An 18,777-nucleotide genomic window follows, 5' to 3' on the forward strand; every position below is an offset into this window, starting at 1 on the left:
ACGACCGTTGCCGTTCGCTGTTTTCGACCCTAGGACGCAGCAGCAGGAGACGGGAATGCGGGGTAGCGATACGGTCTGGCGCGCGCTGGAACAGGCGCGGCGGGCCAATCTGACGGCAAGCGGTCATACCGCACCGGTGGTGGGCGATACAGGGCAGACGCGACGCGCGGTTTTGCTGGCGCTGGGGGCGAGCGGGGTTGCTGCGGCGCTGCCCCGGCCCGTCTTTGCGGCCGCGCCGGGAGCCGGACCGATCGCGATCATCGGCGGCGGGATCGCGGGGCTCACCGCTTTGTGGCACCTGACACAAGCCGGGATCGATGCGCGGCTCTACGAAGCGCGCGCCCGGCTCGGCGGGCGAGTCTACACGTCGCGCGAGAAGGGGCGTCCGACGCTCGAGGCGGGGGCGCAACTCGTCAACACCGATCATGCCGACATGAAGGCGCTGACGCGCGAATTCGGTACCCCGCTGGTCGACCGCAAGGGTGCGCCACACCGCACGATGATCCTGGCCGATGGCAAAGAAGTGCCCGAGGGCAAGCTCGCCAGCGCGCTGCGCGGCATCGCCGGGCAGATCGATGCGGATTCGGTGCGGCTCGACCAGGATTACGCGACCGTCGCCGCCGAGCTCGATCGGATGAGCTTCACCACCTATCTCGACAAACATGCCGCGTTGATGCCCGAACCCTGGGTTCGCCATCTGATGGAGGCGACCGCGCGCACCGAATATGGTGTTGAGCCCGGTGCCGCCTCGGCGATCGAACTGGTGTTCAACCTGCCCGCGATCAACGGACGACGCATCGACGTGCTCAGCCGCAGCGACGAGCGTTATCTGATCTCGGGCGGCAGCAGCGCGCTGGTTGACGCCATGGCGGCACGCCTGCGCGACCGCATTGAGACCAATCGGCGCGTCGTCCGCGTCGATCCGTTCGGGCCCGGGGTGCGTCTGGTCTTTGCCGATGGCAAGACGGTCGACGCCCCCAACGTCATCGTCACCACGCCCGCCTCGATCACGCGGAAGATCGATTTCCGCGTGCCCCTGCCCCCCTTGTGGCGGCGCTTCATCGCCGAGGTCGGGCTGGGTGCGAACATGAAGGTGCAGGCGGGGATGAGCGCACGCCCGTGGGACAAGGCGATCGGGCGCGGCGGAGAAGTCTGGCAGACCAAGCCCGGCACCGGCCTTGCCAGCGGCTGGGACGGCAGCGTGCGCGGCGGCACCGTATCGGGCGACGTGTGGACCTGGTTCCTGGGCGGCGCGGAAGTGGCCGCGGCGGACGTGCCCGAACCGAACGTGCTCGCGCGGAAATTCGCTGGACAGGTGGAAAGCGGCATTCCCGGCATGACTGCCGCGACCAGCGCCTTTGCCCGCCGGACCAACTGGCATCGCGATCCGATGGCGATGGGGGCCTATGTCAATTTCCGCCCGGGGCAGTTGACGCGCTTCGGCCGACTGATCTGGACCGAGGTGGACGGGATCGCGCGCGCGCCGCTTGGCGCGGGGCCGGTGCTGTTCGCGGGCGAGCACCTGTCGGACGCCTATCCCGGCTATATGAACGGCGCGGCGCAGACCGGGCGGCTCGCGGCCGGGGTGATCATCGGTAGCCGGGCGAATGCGCGGCGCTTGAGTTGAGCGGCGCTTGATCCTAACCCCGCGCGCAATGACCGAGGATGCGCGTTTCGGGCTTGCCCGCCATGTTACCCTGCCCGGGCCGCTGCGGCTCGATGGCGGCGCGCTGCTGTCGCCGGTCGACATCGCCTATGAAACCTATGGCACGCTGAACGCCGACGCCTCCAACGCGATCCTGATCTGCCACGCGCTGACCGGCGATCACCACGTCGCCAGCCCGCATCCGGTAACCGGCAAGCCCGGCTGGTGGACGCGCATGGTCGGCCCGGGCAAGCCGGTCGATCCGGATCGGCATTTCATCATCTGTTCCAACGTGTTGGGCAGTTGCATGGGCTCGTCCGGCCCATCGGCGCGCAATCCCGCCACCGGCGCTCCGTGGGGCATGGCGTTTCCCGTCATCACGATTCGCGACATGGTGCGTGCGCAGGCGATGCTGCTCGATCATCTCGGCGTCGCCACGCTCGAAGCCGTAGTCGGCGGGTCGATGGGCGGGATGCAAGCGCTCAGCTGGCCCGCGACCTTCCCGGAGCGCGTGCGCGCTGCGGTCGTCATCGCTTCGACCGCGCGGCACACCGCGCAAAACATCGCCTTTCACGAGGTCGGGCGCCAGGCGGTGATGGCCGATCCGAAATGGCGCGGCGGCGCCTATTACGATCTCGGCGATCCGCCCGCCGCGGGTCTAGCGGTGGCGCGGATGGCGGCGCACATCACCTATCTGTCGGAGGCTGGCCTGACCGAGAAATTCGGTCGCCGCCTGCAAGCCCGGCCCGACCGACCCGATGGCGCGATCAGCTTCGGGTTCGACGCCGATTTCCAGATCGAAAGCTATTTGCGGCATCAGGGGATCAGCTTCGTCGACCGCTTCGACGCCAATTCCTACCTCTATATCACGCGCGCGATGGATTATTTCGATCTGGCGAGCGAGCATGGCGGACAGTTGGCCAGTGCGTTTCGCGCGACCAAGGCACGCTTCTGTCTGGTCAGTTTCGATACCGACTGGCTCTATCCGACCGCGCAATCGCGCGCCGTCGTCCATGCGCTCAATGCAGCGGGCGCGCCGGTCAGCTTCGTCGAACTGTCGAGTCCCTATGGCCATGACGCCTTCCTGCTCGACGCGCCGGAGATGAACCGCGTGGTCGACGGGTTCCTGAAGGCCGGCGCGTGAGTCTCCGCCCCGATCTTGCGATCATCGCTGAACAGATTGCGCCCGGCAGCCGCATCCTCGATGTCGGCTGCGGCGACGGCGCGCTGATGGCGGCGCTGCGCGATACCAAGGGTGTCGACGCGCGGGGCCTCGAGATCGACGCGGGCAATGTCGCCGCCGCCGTGTCGCGCGGGCTGTCGGTGATTCAGGGCGATGCCGATACCGACCTTGCCGAATATCCCGATTCGAGCTTTGACTATGCGATCCTCAGCCAGACGCTGCAGACCGCGCATCGTCCCGATGTCGTGCTCGATCATCTGCTGCGCATCGGCCAGCGCGCGTTCGTTTCCTTCCCCAATTTCGCGCATTGGCGCGTGCGGCTGTCGCTGCTGTGGGGCGGGCGGATGCCGGTGACGCGGTTGCTGCCCGAACGCTGGTACGACACGCCCAACATCCACCACGTCACGATCGACGATTTCCGCCGTTTCGTCGCCGAACGCGGCATCGCGGTGGAGGGTGCGTGGTTCCTGTCGGGCGACAAGCGTACCACCTCGGCAGCGGCAAATCTCTTCGCCGAACATGCCGTCTTCCGTCTGTGCAAGCGCGGCGCGGTGGTGGAACCAAAGGGGCCGATCCGGGGTTAGCGCAACACCTTCCCCCTAGGACCACATTGTTACCGCCATGCCCGCCACCGCCCTTATCGTAGAAGACGAAATCTTCGTCGCGCTCGATCTCGAGCGGATTCTGACCGAGGCGGGCTATACGGTGAAGGCCATCGCCGCCGACCGTGATGGCGCGATCGAGGCGGCGCCTGAATGCAGCTTTGCGCTGGTCGACATCAACCTGCGCGACGGGCCGACCGGGCCCGAGGTCGCCCGCACGCTGGCGCAGGACTATGGGCTGAAGGTGGTGTTCGTCACCGCCAATCCCGGCCAGATCGCCGAACCGAGCGGTGCACTCGGGTACGTCCGCAAGCCGTTCAGCGCGGATGCGATTCTCGCCGCGGCGTCGGTCGCCGTGCAGGGCGTGCCGGTCAAGCAGCCGCCGCACCACGATTTCGTGCCGCTGGTCTGATCAGCTTCGGCTGAGCGCACTCATCGGGATCGCAACCTCGACGCGCAACCCGTCGACATCCCAATCGCGCGCGACGCTGCCGCCCAACTGACGCACGGCGCTCAGTTCAATCAACTGCGATCCGAAGCCGGTCTTTTCGGGTGGCGTGATCGGTGCGCCGCCCCGCTCGCGCCAATCCAAGACCAGTCGATCGGTATCGGATCGGATCGCGACGGTGACGGTGCCATTGATGCTGGCCAAGGCACCATATTTCGTCGCGTTGGTGGCAAGTTCGTGGAACAGCAACGCGATCGGCGTTGCGGAACGATCGTCGATCCGCACGTCCTCGCCTTCGACCAGGATGCGCGCGCCGTCCTGCGGCTGATAGGGCAGGAACAATTGTTCGAGCAGGCCGTGCAGGCTGGTCGGCGACGCGGTCGGGCGCGATTGCGCGCTATGCGGGCGCACGAAATCATGCGCGCGGCCAAGTGCGGTCACGCGGTCGCGCAAGTTCGACGCGACATCCGCAAAAGCCGGGTTGCCGCGCGCCGAAAAGGTGATCAGGCCGGAGATCACAGCAAAGATGTTCTTGATGCGGTGGCTCAGCTCCTGCGCGATCACCTCGCGCTCTTCGCTCGCCTGCTTTTGTTCGTGGATGTCGGTGCAGGTGCCGAACCAACGCACGATCGCGCCCGAATCGTCGCGGATTGGCAGCGCGCGGCCAAGCGTCCAGCGATACTGGCCGTCATAGCGGCGCAGGCGATATTCGATCTGATACGGCTCACCGGTGTCGAGCGAGTGCTGCCACACCTCCCGCGCTCGCTCCTGGTCGTCGGGATGGAACATGCCGTTCCACGCCTCGCCGTCGGTCGATCCCGCAGGCACGCCTGTGAATTCGTACCAGCGCGCATTGTAATAATCGTGGAACCCATCGGGCAGCGTCGACCACACCATTTGCGGCATGGTGTCGGCCAGCGTGCGGAACCGCAGCTCGCTGTCGCTGATCGCGGCGCGCGAGGCGACGGTGGAGCGATTGTCGCTCAACCGCATCATCACGTCCGCTGCCAACACGCGGAGCCCTTGCGCCTGCAACGGGGTAAGACCTTCGCGCGGCTTGGTATCGATCACGCACAATGCGCCCAGCGGCACGCCATCCTCGCGGATCAGCGGCGCGCCGGCGTAAAAGCGCAGGTTCATCTCGCCGGTGACGAGCGGATTGTCGGCAAAGCGCGGGTCGCGTGTGGCGTCCGGCACCACCATGATCTCGCTCTGCCGCATCGCATGGGCGCAGAAGGAAGTTTCGCGCGCGGTCTCGGTCGCCGCGAACCCGGTGCGAGCCAGGAAGGTCTGCGACACCTGCTCGACGATGCTGACCAGCGCGGTTGGCGTGTCGCACAGCGCGGCGGCGAAATCGGTGATGTCGCGCAAACCCGAACAATCGCGCAGCGACGGCAGATCGTGCTCGGCCAGCGCCGCGATGCGTGCCGCCTCGTCGCCCGGCCAGTCGGAAGCGTCCGCCTGGGCGGGGGTCTTGAAATCGGTCATGCGGGGGGAAACGCCGTGCTTACGATTTGGGTTCAGAACGGCACGTCATCGTCGAGATCATCGGCAAAGCCGCCGCGCGGCGCACCGCCGGACGAAGAGCCCATTCCGCGCCCGCCACCGCGATTGCCGCCGCCGCCATAGCCGCCGCCTGACCCGCCGCCAAAATCGTCATTCCCGCCAAAATCGTCGCGCGACCCGCCGCCGCCGCCGCCGCCGGAGCCCGGTGCGCCGTCGAGCATCGTCAGTACGCCATTATAGCCTTGCAGCACGATCTCGGTCGAATAGCGGTCCTGACCTTGGGCGTCCTGCCACTTGCGGGTCTTGAGCTGGCCCTCGATATAGACCTTCGAGCCCTTGCGCAGATAGCGTTCAGCGACATTGCCCAGCGCTTCGTTAAAGATCGCGACCGAATGCCATTCGGTCTGTTCCTTGCGCTCGCCGCTATTCTTGTCTTTCCACGATTCGGACGTGGCGATGCGCAGGTTCACCACCTTGCCGCCATTCTGAAAGCTCTTGCTTTCCGGGTCGCGGCCGAGATTGCCGACGATGATAACCTTGTTGACGCTGCCCGCCATATCGCGTGTCCCTACAGTCCGAGTCCGATCGCGGCCCAATAGGTCGCTCCCGCAGCGATGTAGGCGAGCGCGAACAAATAGCCAACCATGAAGGCGGGCCATTTCCAACCGTTGGTCTCACGCCGCGTCACCGCGATGGTCGAAATGCACTGCGGCGCGAAGACGAACCACATCAGGAAGGCAAGCGCGGTGGGCAGGCTCCAGCGCGCTTGCAGGTTGCGGCGTAACTGTCCGTCCCCGCGCGGATCATCCGGGTTATCGATCGAATAGACCGTCGCGATCGCCCCCACCGCCGCTTCGCGCGCGGCCATCGCGGGCAGCAGCGCGAGGGCGATGTCGTGGTTGAAGCCGATCGGGCGCACCACGACCTCGATCCCCGACGCGATCCGCCCGGCGATCGAATAATCGCTCTGCTTCTGCCCGGCGGGCGCGACCGGATAGCTGGCCAGCGCCCAGAGCAGTACGATGGTCAGCGCGATAGTGGTGCCGGCGCGCTTCAGGAAAATCTCGGCGCGGCTCCACAGGCCGATCGCCACGTCGCCCAGCCGCGGCATCTGATATTTGGGCATTTCCATCATGAACCCGGAGGACACGCCCGCGGTCACCGTCCGCCGCAGCACCAGCGCGACGACGAAGGCGCCGACCAGGCCCATTACATACAGCGCGAACATCACCAGCCCCTGCAGCCCGACGAACGGCAGCACGCGCGTGTTGGGAATCAACGCGCCGATCACCAACGTATAGACCGGCAATCGCGCCGAACAGGTCATCAGCGGCGCGATCAGGATCGTGGTCAGCCGGTCCTTCTCATCCTCGATCGTGCGCGTCGCCATGATGCCGGGGACGGCGCAGGCAAAGCTCGACAGCAGCGGAATGAAGGCCCGCCCCGACAGGCCGACGCTCGCCATCACACGGTCCATCAGGAACGCGGCGCGAACCATATAGCCCGATGCCTCCAGCACCAGGATGAAGGCGAACAGGATCAGGATCTGCGGCAGGAACACGATCACCGCGCCGACCCCGGCAATCAGACCATCGGTGATCAGCGACCGCAGCCAGGAATCGGGCATCGCGCCGCGAATCCAGTCCTGCGCCCAGGCGAAGCCCGCGCTGATCGCATCGGCCGGAATCGTCGCCCAGCTGAACACGGCCTGGAACATCGTGAACAGGATGACCATCAGCAGCAACACGCCCCACACCGGGTGCAGCGCGACAGAATCGAGCGCATGGGCCCAGCGTCGGGTCGGTGCCTCCGATACCGTCGCACTTTGTGCGATTTTCCGCGCGCGGCGTTGCAACGTCACGATGTCTTCGCCGATCGCCGTTTCGCTCGGGCGCAGCCGGATCGCGGCGGTTTCCAGGATCAGCGAGGCGAGCGTCGCCTTGACCTCATCCAGCCCACGCCGCCTGACCGCCACGGTCGGAATGACCGGCACGCCCAGCTCGCGCGCAAGAAGGTCGGGATCGAGCGTCAGCCCATCACGCGCGGCGAGGTCGATCATGTTGAGCGCCACCACCACCGGCAGCCCAAGCGCGATCAGTTGCAACGCAAAGCGCAGATGATTGTCGAGGTTCGACGCATCGACCACCACCACCAGCGCATCGGGCAGCCGCTCGCCGATCTGCGCGCCGGTCACCACGTCGCGCGTCACGCGTTCGTCGGGGCTGGACGGTTCCAGGCTGTACGCGCCGGGCAGATCGACCAGTTCGACGATCCGGCCATCGGGCAGGACCAGCTTGCCCGAATGCCGCTCGACCGTGACGCCGGGATAATTGCCGACCTTCTGCCGCGCGCCGGTCAGCGCGTTGAACAGCGCGCTCTTGCCGGCATTGGGATTGCCGACCAGCGCCACCAGCGGCGTATCGGCCATTTACTGCGCGACGGGAGAGACGAAAATCGCGCCCGCGACCGCGCGGCGCAGCGCCACGGTCATCCGCCCGATCCGGCACGCGATCGGGCCCTTGCCGAGGCTGGCGCGGTGCAGCACTTCGACGCCGACGCCTTCATCGAAGCCGAGTTCGCGTAAGCGGCGTGCTTCGGGGGTCGACAGATGCGACCAATCGATCGCGGCGACGGTCGCGCACTGCCGCTGCGGCAGAGATTCGAGGCTGAGCGAAGGCTTCACGGGACTCGACATGTTCATGCTGCGAGTGATTATCAATACCGCGACGGCCGCGCCAGCGTTAAATGCGAACCGTTCTCACACCGCCGGATAGCGCAGCCGCCCGATGAAGCGCGAAAAGCTCGGGCGCAGCGTGCTTTGCCCGACCAGCTTGGCCTTGGCCTTTTCAAACCGCATGATGCCTTCGATCCGGCGGGCGAGGAAAGCGCTGGTATCGGCATGGCCGTCGCTTTCGTCGTCGAGAAAGACGGCGAGCGTGGCGGTGTAGACACCGGCGAGAATCGTGCGCTTGGTATAGTGGTTGTAGTCGGTCGCGGTGTCGCCTGCCGCGCGCCACATCACGTCGGCGGCGCGCCAGCCTAGCTTCACCCCGCGCAGGGCATTTTGCGGGAGTGCAAGGATCGCCAGCGCGCGGCGCAACGCCTCGCGATTGGGCGCGGTCTCGGTCAGGCGCGCCTCGACCAAGGCGGTGATCTTGGCGCGAATCTTCATCGTCGCGAGCCGCTCCGGCGGAAGCTGCGCGAGCATCGCGGCATCGATCGCGGCGAACCACGCATCGATCATGTCGACCGCGCCGCCGGGGAAGGCGAGCCGCGCAACGTCGCGATCGACGCCCGCGCTATCCGCCGCCAGATCGCGCGCTTCGTCGCCCCAGCCGTCGAACCCGGCATTGGCGGCGATCGCGGGTGCAAGGCCGAGGCGGATTTCGTCGAGCGTGCCGTCGGCGAGCGGGGCGGGGGGTGCGGAGTCGGTCATGTCCCCGATTTAGGCGCGCGGACGGCGGCTGACCAGTACCAGCGCGACCGCGACACATAGTGCGCCGACCAGATCGGGAAGACCGAGCCGCTCGTTATACACCACCCATCCGATCGTCCCCGCCACCACCGGCTGCGTCAGCAGCCCAAGTCCGACGGTCAGCGGCGGCAAGCGGCCGAGCGCATAGATCATAAGCCCCTGCCCGATGATCTGGCTGACCAGCGCCAGCCCCAGCAACGGCGTCCAATCGCTCGGGAAGAGCTTTTCGCCGAGCAGCAGCGCGAACGCCAGCAATGGCAGTACGCTCGCCAGCGTCGACAGCGCCAGCGCGGGCAACGGCGCCATCGTCGCCCGCGCGCGCGCCATCACGATGAAATAGCCGGTGTAGAGGATCCCTGCGAGCAGGCACAGCAGATCGCCCGTCAGATTGCGCGGATCGAGTTGATACGACCGCCCCATCAACAACGCCGCGCCGACCGTTGCCAGCGCCAGCGCCACCCCCTGCAGCCGCGTCGGCCAGGCGCGCGCGATCAGGAAGCCGTAGATCGGGAACATCAACGTCGCCGAATTGCCGAATAGCGTCGCATTGGCGAGCGTCGTGCGCAAAATGCCGAGGTGCCAGCTCCCCAGATCGGCGGCGAAGCACAATCCGCCGAGCGCGATCATCAGCCACATCCCGCGCGACAAGCCACCGCCTTCGCCGCAATTCGGCCGCCACCCGGTCGCCAGCGCGGCCGCGAGCAGCACGGGGGCGGCCAGCGTGATTCGCCAGAAGGCCGAGGCGACCGGCCCGGTATCCGACAGCCGCACGAACCACGGCCCGAAGGCGAGCGCCGCGTTCGCCGCGATCAGCGCGAGCAGCGGCAGAACGGATGTCGTTTCGGGTGAGACAGTTTTTCTTGTGGGCGGGGCATCGTGCATGGCACGCCTTAGCGCCCTATCTGTTAGGCGTCAGGTAGCAAAACAAAACGGAGTTTCTATGCCGACCCTTTTCGATCCGATTCAGCTTGGCGCGATCCACGCGTCCAACCGCATCCTGATGGCCCCGCTCACGCGCGGGCGCGCGACCAAGGAAGCGGTGCCGACCGACATCATGGTGGACTATTATACGCAGCGGGCCAGCGCCGGGCTGATCATCTCCGAGGCAACCGGCATCAGCCGCGAAGGTCTCGGTTGGCCGTTCGCGCCGGGCCTGTGGACCGACGAGCAGGTCGAACAGTGGAAGCCGGTGGTCGAATTGGTCCATGCCGCGGGCGGCAAGATCATGGTGCAGATGTGGCACATGGGACGCCAAGTGCATTCCTCGGTGATCGGCGGGCAGCCGGTGTCGTCCTCGGCCACGCGTACTGCGGGCCAGGCGCATACCTATGAAGGCAAGCAGGATTTCGAAGTCGCGCGCCCGCTCGAGCTCGACGAAATTCCGCGCCTGCTGGCCGATTACGAACTGGCGACGAAGAACGCGCTCCGTGCCGGGTTCGATGGCGTGCAGATCCACGGCGCGAACGGCTATCTGATCGACCAGTTCCTGCGCGACAACGCCAATTTCCGCGACGACCGTTATGGCGGGTCGATCGAGAATCGCATTCGCCTGATGCGCGAAGTGACCGAGCGGGTCGCGTCGGTCGCGGGGCCGGAGCGCACCGCGATCCGCCTGTCGCCCAATGGCGAATCGCAGGGCGTGGACGACAGCAACCCGATCGCGCTGTTCACTGCTGCGGCAAAGGCGCTCGACGAGATCGGTATCGCCTTTCTCGAACTGCGCGAACCCGGCCCGGACGGCACCTTCGGCCGCACCGACGTGCCCAAGGTCAGCCCGCAGATTCGCGAGGTCTTCTCCAAGCCGCTGGTGTTGAACTCGGACTATACCACGCTCGAGGAAGCGCAGACGGTACTCGACGCGGGCACGGCGGACGCGATTTCGTTCGGCCGCACCTTCCTCGCGAACCCCGATCTGCCCGAACGCCTGCGCACCGGCGCGCCGCTCAACCCCGGCAATCCGCGCACCTGGTATAGCCAGGGAGCAGAGGGCTATACCGACTACCCGACGCTGGAGCAGGTTGCGGCGGAATAATCAGTCGAGCGGGACGAACCGCAACGGCAACCCATCCTTCGGGCGCGGAATTGGCCAGGCTTGCCAGTCCGCGCCCGCATTGGGTTCGAGCTCGATGCGATACCGGCTGAGCAATTGCGCGACGAGGATGCGGATCTGCATCGTCGCGAAGTGCAGCCCCAGACACATATGCGCGCCCCCGCCGAACGGAACCCAGGCATATTTGTGCCGCGCCCGCACCTTGTCGGGCGTGAAGCGCATCGGATCGAAGGTGTAGGGATCGGGCCACAGTTCCGGCATCGTGTGGGTATAGGCGACGCTGACGCTGACCGTGCTGCCCGCCGGAATGTGATAGCCGCCGAAATCGAACGCCTTGACCGCCCGCCTGGGCAGCGACGGCACCGGCGGGATCAGCCGCAGCGCTTCCTTGAACGCCATGTCGGTCAATTCCAGCCGGTCGAGCTGGCCGTAGGGCAGGCCGCCGGTTTCGTTCAGCCCCAGCTCCGCGATCTCGGCGCGCAATTTCTCTTGCCATTCCGGGTTGCGCCCCAGCAGCATGATCAGGCTCGTCGCGGACGAGGTAATGGTGTCGTGCGCCGCCATCATCAGGAAATTCATGTGATCGGCGATCGCGTCAGCATCGAGCGGTTGTCCGTCATCGCCCGTCGCGCGGCAGAATTGCGAGAAGAAATCCTGCCCCGTGCCCGCCCGCCGCGCGGGAATTTCGCGCTTGAACAGGTCGATCAGATACTCACGCGCCTTCACCCCTTTTCGCATCTGCGATCCCGGCAGCGGGATGCGGATCGGGGTGATCGAAGCCTGCACTTCATCGACGAACGCCTGGTTGATCCGCGTCGCTTCTTCGCCGAGCGGCATCCCGAGAAAGCTCTCGGCGGCGAGATCGAGCGTCAATTCCTTGACCGCGTCGTAGAAATTCAGGCGTTGGTTGCCCCAATCCGCGACGGTGCGCGCAATACCGGCGTTCAGCGTCTCGGCATAATGGCGCATCGGTTCGGGCTTGAACGCGACCGCCATCACGCGGCGGTCGGCGCGGTGCTTGTCGAAATCCATCAGCATCAACCCCCGCGGGAACAGCAGGTTGAGCAGCGGGCCCCAGCCCTGTTCGGACGAAAAGACGCGGTCACGGTCGAACAGCACAAGTTCGTTGGCATCCGGCCCGATCAGGCTGACCGTGGGCCCGCCGAACGCGTTGTTGCGAAACACCGGGCCATAGGTGTCGATCATGCGCCGCCCGAAACCGACAGGGTCCTTCAGCATGCGGAAGGTGTTGCCGATGAAGGGCAGCCCGTTCTCGCCGGGGATGTCGGCGATCTCCGACGACTTCTGCGGTGGCAGCCAGTGCGGATTCGCTTTGTGGGTATGGGCGTAGGCCATGATCGCTCCCCTGCTTACTGACATTGGTATAAGTAAGCGGATGCGACAAAGGAAGGGGGCCTTGGCCCCCAGGCTCAAACCCTTAATTCACAACCTTTAACCCTGACCCCGTCGTGCCCGCCAATCGGCCGCGCTCTGGCCCCAGGCATCGACGCGGAAAGAGTCGAGCGGCGGCGGTAATTGCGTCGGCCCGCGATTGCTCGATCCGAGCCGCTCGGCCAGACGGATCGAGCGCAGATTGTCCGGCGCGATGGTGTGGATCACATCGTCCCATCCGAGTATGTCCACGGCATAATCGATCGCTGCCGTCGCGGCCTCGAACGCATAGCCCTTGCCCGCAAACTGCGGCGACACGCCCCAGCCGACTTCGGTGCCGGGCCACCCTTCCGGCTGCCACGGGCCGATCCGCCCGACCCACTGGCCCGTGTCCCGCTCGATCACCGAGAACATCGAGAAGCCGCGCGTCGTCCAGGCACCCGCGCGCAGTGAAAAATCACGCCAGGCGACCGCGCGCGACATCGCTCCGCCGAGATGCGTCATCGTTTCGGGATCGGCGGCAAAGGCGGCATAGCCTTCGAAATCCTGCGGCTCGGGCAGGCGCAGGATCAGCCGCGGGGTGAACAGGATCGGTGCGCCTGCCATCCGGCGGTTCAGCCGAAGCGCTGCTTCAGCGCCAGCATCGCCAGCGCCGCCTCGGCCGCGCCGCCGCCCTTGTCGAGCTGCTTGCTATCCGCGCGGACGATCGCCTGCGCTTCGTTCTCGGTGGTCAGGATGCCGTTGCCGATGCACAGGCCGTCCATCGTCAGCGCCATGATCCCGCGCGCGCTTTCGCCCGCGACGACTTCGAAATGATAGGTTTCGCCGCGGATCACTACGCCGAGCGCGACAAAGGCGTCATACGCCCCGCTATCCGCCGCCAGCGCGATCGCACCTGGCACTTCGAGGGCCCCCGGCACGGTGATCGTCTCGTGGGTATGCCCTGCGGCTTCGATCGCCGCGCGCGCGCCCTCCAGCAGCATGTCGTTGAGATGTTCGTAGAAACGCGCTTCGACGATGAGGATTTTGGCCATCGTAAGACTTTCCGTTCGCCCTGAGCCTGTCGAAGGGCCGATTGAAGGGCAGAGTTAGAAGAAGAGGTGCTTCGACACGCTCAGCACGAACGGGGGGTGTAGCATTACTCCCCGCCGGTCCCCGGAATCGCGCGCTCGTCGACGATCGACAGGCCATAGCCCTCAAGCCCGACCAGCGCATGATGGGTGTTGGTCAGCAAGACCATCTCCTCGACGCCAAGCTCGGCCAGGATTTGCGCGCCGACACCGTAATCGCGCAGTTCCTCGACTTCGGGCGCGCCCGCGCCCTTGCCCTCGCCGCGCAGCTTCATGAAGCGCGTTACCGAATCCTTCATCGGGCGGTTGATCACGACGATCACGCCCGCGCCCTCCTCGGCGATTAATTCCATCGAGCGCGACAAAAGACCCGATCGCTCCGACACTTCGCCGAACATGTCGACGAAATAGGATGCGGTGTGCATCCGCACCAGCGTCGGCTTGGCCGGGTCGATCTTGCCTTTCACCAGCGCAATCGTTTCCTCGCCGGTCGCCTTGTTGAAGAAGGTCATCGCCTTCCACTGCCCGCCCCAGCGCGAGTTCGAACGCCATTTCGGCGCGCTTCTCGACCAGATGATCGTGGCGACGGCGATAGGCGATCAGGTCGCGGATCGTGCCGATCTTGAGATTGTGCAGCTGCGCGAAGGAGACGAGATCGTCGAGCCGGCTCATCGTGCCATCCTCGTTCATGATCTCGCAGATCACGCCCGACGGGTTCAGCCCGGCCAGCCGCGCCACATCGACGGCCGCCTCGGTATGCCCGGCCCGCACCAGCACCCCGCCATCGCGCGCGACCAGCGGGAAGACATGGCCCGGCGTGACGATCTCGTCCTTGCCCTTCGATGAATCGATCGCGACCGCGATGGTGCGTGCGCGGTCGGCCGCGGAAATGCCGGTGGTGACGCCGTCGCGCGCCTCGATCGAGGTGGTGAAGGCGGTTTCGTGCCGCGTGCCGTTGTTGCGGCTCATCAGCCCCAGGCCGAGTTCGTCGACGCGGCGCTTGGTCATGGCGAGGCAGATCAGGCCGCGGCCATGCTTGGCCATGAAATTGATCTTTTCCGGTGTCGCCATCTGCGCCGGGATGACCAGATCGCCTTCATTCTCCCGGTCCTCGTCATCGACCAGAATGAACATGCGGCCGTTCTTGGCCTCGTCGATCAGATCTTCGGGCGACGACAGGAAACCGTGGCGCAGCCGTGCAAGTTCGGGGCGCGCAACTTCAGGCTTTTGCACGATAATGCTCCATGCGTTTCAAATAGCGGGCGAGGACGTCGATTTCGATATTGACCGTGTCGCCCACGGCAAGCGCGCCGATGGTCGTCGCGCCCTGAGTGTGCGGGATGACGTTGACCGAAAAATGCGACGTGTCGCCATGGTCGGCCACGGCATTGACCGTCAGCGAAACGCCATCGACCGTGACCGATCCCTTGGGCGCAATAAAGGGCGCCAAGTCGGACGGCACGGATATGCCGATCTTGCGCGAATCGCCTTCGGGGCAGACGCCGACGACCGTGCCGATCCCGTCGACATGACCCGTCACGATATGCCCGCCCAATTCCTCGCCCAGCTTCAGCGCGCGTTCCAGGTTGAGCCGGCGGCCCGCGGTCCATTGCTCGGCCGGGGTTCGCGACACGGTTTCGCCCGAGACATCGACCGCGAACCAGCCCGGCCCCTTGTTGATGACGGTCAGGCACACGCCAGAGCACGCGATCGACGCGCCCAGATCGACGCTCGCCATGTCATAAGCCGTTGTGATGAACGCGCGCAGGTCGCCGCGCGCTTCGATCCGGTCGATCTGGCCGACGTCGGTGATGATGCCTGTAAACATGCGTTCTGGCCTACTCCCTGACGCGCTCGTAAACCTGCAGCCGGTCGCTGCCAAGGGTGCGTTCGTCGCTGATTTGCCAGTGGCCATGCGCCTCTGTCAGATTGGTGAGCCCGATGTCGGGCAGGGTGCGCCCACCACCGATCAGGATCGGTGCGCGGTACAGCAGCAGGCGATCGACCAGATCGGCGGCGAGGAAGGCAGCGGCAGTCGTCGCGCCCCCTTCGACCAGCAGATGATCGACGCCGTCGAGCGTGGCGATGTCGTGCGGGCTGGCGATCCGCTCCCAACCGTCCGCATCGGTCTGCGACAGGACGATGCGGCGTGGTGATTGCGACTCGAGCCCGGCCAGCCGTACGTCGAGCGTCGGATTGTCCGCCTCGATCGTGCCGCGCCCGACCAGGATCGCTTCATGCCGCGCGCGTTCGAGGTGCGCGTGCGCGCGCGATTCGGGGCCGGTGATCCATTTGCTGATGCCCGATCCGAGCGCCGTCGCGCCATCGAGCGAAAGCGCGAGTTTCAGCGTTACGTGCGGCCGCGCGCGCTCGCGCCGCATGAGGAACCCCGCCATCGACGATCGCGCTTCGTCCGCAAGCAGCCCGACATCGACCGCAATCCCCGCCGCGCGCAGTCGCGCAATGCCGCTGCCATTGGTGCGGGGATCGGGGTCGCCCAGCGCGATGACGACGCGCGCGACGTTCGCCAGTTGCAGCAAATCGCTGCACGCAGGACCGCGCACCGAGACATGCGCGCAGGGTTCCAAGGTCGTATAGACAGTCGCGCCGCGCGACTTTGCGCCAGCCTCGCCCAGCGCCATCGCCTCGGCATGGGGTCGTCCGCCCGGCTGAGTCCAGCCGCGCCCGACGACGCGCCCCCCGCTGCCGCATCGCTCACGATCACGCAGCCGACATTGGGATTGGGCGCGGCACGCCCGCGCCCGCGACTGCCTAGCGCCAGTGCGGCGGCCATCCAGCGTGCGTCGTCCACGCTTAAATCCCGTAGGATTTCAGCGTATCGTCGAGTTTCTTCAGCTGCGCCTTGCGTTCGTCCTGCAGCCGCTTCAACTCCTTCTCGCGCCGCGTTTGCTCGACCCCGTCGATCTTCTGCTGCGCGACGATTTCGGCAATCGTCCGGTCGGCGCGCCATTGCTGCACATAGATGATGTCGCGGTGATAGGCGGGCTTGGGCATCCGCGACACGTCGAGCGTGCCCAGGATCATCGTGTAGGTGAGAACGAGCGACAGCGCCATGAAGCCGAGCTGATGCGGCCGCCGGGTGACGAGATAGGTCCGCAGATCGCGCCACGCGCGGATCGGAGAGAAAGACTGCCGAAGGTTCATGGCGTGAAAGATAGGCGCGGCGGGCGTGCGATGCCACCCCCGCCGCGCCCGCGGTTCATGACTCGTCCAGCACGAAGCGGACCGCCATCGTGTGCCATGCCTCGATCGCAACGCCGTCCTTGGTACCGGGCTTGAAGCGCCATTTGGCGAGCGCCTGTTTGCGCGTCGCCTCGAAGAAGGACGGGCTGGCGGCGCTGACCTGCTCCACCGCCTTCACCCGGCCGTCGGTGCCGATCAGCACGCGCACCACGACGCGGCCTTCGCGTTCGCCCAGCCGCATGTCGCTCGGATAAGCGGGCTGGAAAGAGTCCATGTAGCGCGAGTCGAGCGTCGGATCGCGCAATACCGGTGTGTGCGGCGGGATGACGGTTCCGGTCTCGCCCCCGGTGCCGGCGGTCAGCGTGTTCGTTGGGGGCAATTCGACCAGCGGGCCGGTTTCTGCGCCAGCCGCTGGCGTTACGGTCGGCTTGGTCATGTCGATCGGATCGCGCTGCTGGGTCGGGATGGGTTTGGTGTCCTTGATCCGGGGCTGCGGCTTAGGCTTCTCGATGGGCGGCGGATCTTCGGGAAGCGAAATGTTGACGCCTGTCAGCACCGTTTCGATATGCCGCGCGAGGTTGGGCGTCGCGAGCGTCAGGCCGAAAACGATGACGCCACACATGGCAAGCGACAGCGTGACACCGGCCGGATCGAGCCCGCGCCGGTGGGAATACCGATCTGCATACATCGTCCATCTCCATCTCTGTCGCCCGATCGTGCGCCGGGCGTGAGAAAGATGTTACATCATTACATTATCTGCGCAAGAGACAAAGTATCATGCCAAAAAAGGCTAAGCAGACAGGCGCGAAATGGCGCGTGTCCGCCCGATCAGCGGCAGTAAAGTCTTCATGTCGGGGCCATGATCGTGCGCGGTCAGCGCACGGCGCAGTGGCAGGAACAGCGCCTTGCCGCTGCGCCCGGTCTCGGCCTTAAGCGCGGCAGTCAGCGCGTGCCACGGGTCGCCGTCCCACGGAATGATGCTGGCGATGCGCGCGGCGGTGGCGAGGAAATCGGCGTCTGCCGGATCGCGCTCGGCCGCGATTGGGCCTTCGATCACTTTCCACCACTCCGCCGAATTGGCCACGGTCGCCAGGTTGGGCCGCACCGCCGCCCATTCCGCAGTCCCCATGCCATCGGGCAAGCGCGCCGCAACCGCGTCGTAATCGAGCTGGTGGACGATCTTGGCGTTCAACGTGGCCAGTTCCGCCTCGTCGAACCGCGCCGGCGCGCGCCCGAACACCGCGAAATCGAAGCTCTCGATCAGCGCGGCGGGTTCCACCAGCGGTTCGACCGGCAAGCTCGTCCCGATCCGCGCGAGCAACGCCCGCACCGCCGCCGGTTCGATCCCGATCTCACGGAAATGCGCGACGCCGAGCGACCCCAGCCGCTTCGACAATTTGCCCTCGGTCCCGACCAGCAACGCTTCATGCGCAAAGGCGGGCGGCGTGGCGCCCATCGCGTCGAACATCTGTAATTGCAGCGCGGTGTTCGACACATGGTCCTCGCCGCGCACGACATGGGTGATGCCCATCTCCATATCGTCGATCGCCGACGGGAGCATGTAGAGCCACGATCCATCGGCGCGGCGGATGACCGGGTCGCTCATCGTGGCGGGATCGAGCTTCTGGGGCCCGCGAATCAAATCGTCCCATACAATCGGTGCGCCATGATCGAGCTTGAAGCGCCAGTGCGGCAGCACGCCGTCCGCCTCCAACGCCGCGCGATCGGCGTCGCTGAGCGTCAGCGCGGCGCGGTCATAGATCGGCGGAAGCCCGCGCCCCGCCGCGATCTTGCGCTTCAGGTCGAGCTCCTGCCCGGTCTCATAGGCGGGATAGATCCGCCCCGCGTCACGGAGTTGCTGGAAACGCGCTTCGTACAGCGCAAAACGCGCCGATTGCCGCTCCTCGCCATCGGGTACCAACCCGAGCCAGCCAAGATCAGCGCGAATCCCCTCGACGAAACGCTCTTCGCTGCGCGCGGCATCGGTATCGTCGATCCGCAGCCAGAACTCCCCGCCTTGCTTGCGCGCCCACAGCCAGCAATGCAGCGCGGTGCGGATGTTCCCGACATGCAACATGCCGGTGGGCGAGGGAGCGAAACGGGTGCGGATGGTCATCGGATTGCTCTAGGCAGCACGCCCGAACGCGGCAATGCCCCTTTACCGCTTGCAAAGCGCGCGCCTAAAGGGCGCAACGACTGCGG

General features: G+C 66.1%; 18 protein-coding genes and 2 pseudogenes. 5 read left to right on the forward strand and 15 right to left on the reverse strand.

Going from position 1 to position 18,777, the window contains the following annotated elements; genetic code table 11:
- Positions 1-55 precede the first annotated feature (55 nt).
- From AB5I39_RS07865 to AB5I39_RS07880, 4 genes are read left to right on the forward strand one after another with little or no spacing between them, the layout of a single operon-like run.
- The gene (locus AB5I39_RS07865; RefSeq protein WP_404373366.1) at positions 56-1,627 is read left to right on the forward strand and encodes a flavin monoamine oxidase family protein; all 1,572 of its coding nucleotides are present in this window, start codon (positions 56-58) and stop codon (positions 1,625-1,627) included.
- A gap of 28 nt (positions 1,628-1,655) precedes the next feature.
- Entirely contained in the window at positions 1,656-2,789 is a 1,134-nt protein-coding gene (locus tag AB5I39_RS07870) for a homoserine O-acetyltransferase (RefSeq protein WP_404373369.1), read from the forward strand.
- On the forward strand, positions 2,786-3,412 hold the full coding sequence (gene metW, locus AB5I39_RS07875) for a methionine biosynthesis protein MetW (RefSeq protein ID WP_404373371.1): 627 nt from the start codon (positions 2,786-2,788) through the stop codon (positions 3,410-3,412). Before AB5I39_RS07870 ends, metW begins: the two co-directional genes overlap by 4 nt.
- A 37-nt stretch (positions 3,413-3,449) precedes the next feature.
- Positions 3,450-3,842, forward strand: coding sequence for a response regulator (locus tag AB5I39_RS07880; RefSeq protein ID WP_404373374.1), 393 nt, complete (start codon positions 3,450-3,452; stop codon positions 3,840-3,842).
- Here the strand turns inward: AB5I39_RS07880 and AB5I39_RS07885 are convergent, their stop codons facing one another.
- Genes AB5I39_RS07885 through AB5I39_RS07910 form a run of 6 tightly spaced genes read right to left on the reverse strand, consistent with a single transcriptional unit; the run spans position 3,843 to position 9,741 of the window.
- The gene (locus tag AB5I39_RS07885; protein ID WP_404373377.1) at positions 3,843-5,366 is read right to left on the reverse strand and encodes a sensor histidine kinase; all 1,524 of its coding nucleotides are present in this window, start codon (positions 5,364-5,366) and stop codon (positions 3,843-3,845) included. It lies immediately after the preceding gene.
- A gap of 32 nt (positions 5,367-5,398) precedes the next feature.
- The gene (gene ssb / locus AB5I39_RS07890; RefSeq protein WP_404373380.1) at positions 5,399-5,941 is read right to left on the reverse strand and encodes a single-stranded DNA-binding protein; all 543 of its coding nucleotides are present in this window, start codon (positions 5,939-5,941) and stop codon (positions 5,399-5,401) included.
- 11 nt (positions 5,942-5,952) lie between these two features.
- Positions 5,953-7,812, reverse strand: coding sequence for a ferrous iron transporter B (locus tag AB5I39_RS07895; protein ID WP_404373382.1), 1,860 nt, complete (start codon positions 7,810-7,812; stop codon positions 5,953-5,955).
- Positions 7,813-8,085, reverse strand: a complete 273-nt coding sequence (locus AB5I39_RS07900) for a ferrous iron transport protein A (protein ID WP_404373385.1) — start codon at positions 8,083-8,085, stop codon at positions 7,813-7,815.
- 57 nt (positions 8,086-8,142) lie between these two features.
- On the reverse strand, positions 8,143-8,820 hold the full coding sequence (locus AB5I39_RS07905) for a COQ9 family protein (protein ID WP_404373388.1): 678 nt from the start codon (positions 8,818-8,820) through the stop codon (positions 8,143-8,145).
- A gap of 9 nt (positions 8,821-8,829) precedes the next feature.
- Complete coding sequence (locus tag AB5I39_RS07910; protein ID WP_404373391.1) at positions 8,830-9,741, reverse strand: DMT family transporter; 912 nt, start codon at positions 9,739-9,741, stop codon at positions 8,830-8,832.
- Positions 9,742-9,799: 58 nt separating this feature from the next.
- On the opposite strand from AB5I39_RS07910, the gene AB5I39_RS07915 reads away from it, so the two are divergent.
- Positions 9,800-10,891: an alkene reductase gene (locus tag AB5I39_RS07915; protein ID WP_404373394.1), complete on the forward strand. Its 1,092-nt coding sequence runs from the start codon at positions 9,800-9,802 to the stop codon at positions 10,889-10,891.
- On the opposite strand, the gene AB5I39_RS07920 is transcribed toward AB5I39_RS07915, so the two are convergent.
- The 9 genes and pseudogenes from AB5I39_RS07920 to AB5I39_RS07960 form a co-directional block, all read right to left on the reverse strand.
- Positions 10,892-12,265, reverse strand: a complete 1,374-nt coding sequence (locus AB5I39_RS07920; RefSeq protein ID WP_404373396.1) for a cytochrome P450 — start codon at positions 12,263-12,265, stop codon at positions 10,892-10,894. It abuts the gene before it with no gap.
- 96 nt (positions 12,266-12,361) lie between these two features.
- On the reverse strand, positions 12,362-12,907 hold the full coding sequence (locus AB5I39_RS07925; protein WP_404373399.1) for a GNAT family N-acetyltransferase: 546 nt from the start codon (positions 12,905-12,907) through the stop codon (positions 12,362-12,364).
- Positions 12,908-12,915: 8 nt separating this feature from the next.
- Positions 12,916-13,335, reverse strand: a complete 420-nt coding sequence (gene ribH / locus AB5I39_RS07930; RefSeq protein WP_404373402.1) for a 6,7-dimethyl-8-ribityllumazine synthase — start codon at positions 13,333-13,335, stop codon at positions 12,916-12,918.
- A gap of 104 nt (positions 13,336-13,439) precedes the next feature.
- Positions 13,440-14,604, reverse strand: a pseudogene (ribB, locus tag AB5I39_RS07935) (3,4-dihydroxy-2-butanone-4-phosphate synthase).
- Entirely contained in the window at positions 14,591-15,199 is a 609-nt protein-coding gene (locus AB5I39_RS07940; protein ID WP_404373404.1) for a riboflavin synthase, read from the reverse strand. Before AB5I39_RS07940 ends, ribB begins: the two are co-directional and overlap by 14 nt.
- Positions 15,200-15,209: 10 nt before the next feature.
- Positions 15,210-16,165, reverse strand: a pseudogene (gene ribD, locus AB5I39_RS07945) (bifunctional diaminohydroxyphosphoribosylaminopyrimidine deaminase/5-amino-6-(5-phosphoribosylamino)uracil reductase RibD).
- Positions 16,166-16,185: 20 nt separating this feature from the next.
- The gene (locus AB5I39_RS07950) at positions 16,186-16,536 is read right to left on the reverse strand and encodes a hypothetical protein (protein WP_404373406.1); all 351 of its coding nucleotides are present in this window, start codon (positions 16,534-16,536) and stop codon (positions 16,186-16,188) included.
- A 55-nt stretch (positions 16,537-16,591) separates the two neighbouring features.
- Positions 16,592-17,263 (reverse strand): TonB family protein, encoded by a 672-nt coding sequence (locus AB5I39_RS07955; protein ID WP_404373409.1) that lies wholly within the window; start codon positions 17,261-17,263, stop codon positions 16,592-16,594.
- A gap of 102 nt (positions 17,264-17,365) precedes the next feature.
- A complete protein-coding gene (locus AB5I39_RS07960; RefSeq protein WP_404373412.1) occupies positions 17,366-18,691 on the reverse strand; it encodes a glutamate--tRNA ligase in 1,326 nt (441 codons plus the stop codon).
- Between the last annotated feature and the right edge of the window lie 86 nt (positions 18,692-18,777).

The sequence above is a fragment of the Sphingomonas sp. MMS24-J45 genome (assembly GCF_044881195.1).
GTDB lineage: Bacteria > Pseudomonadota > Alphaproteobacteria > Sphingomonadales > Sphingomonadaceae > Sphingomonas.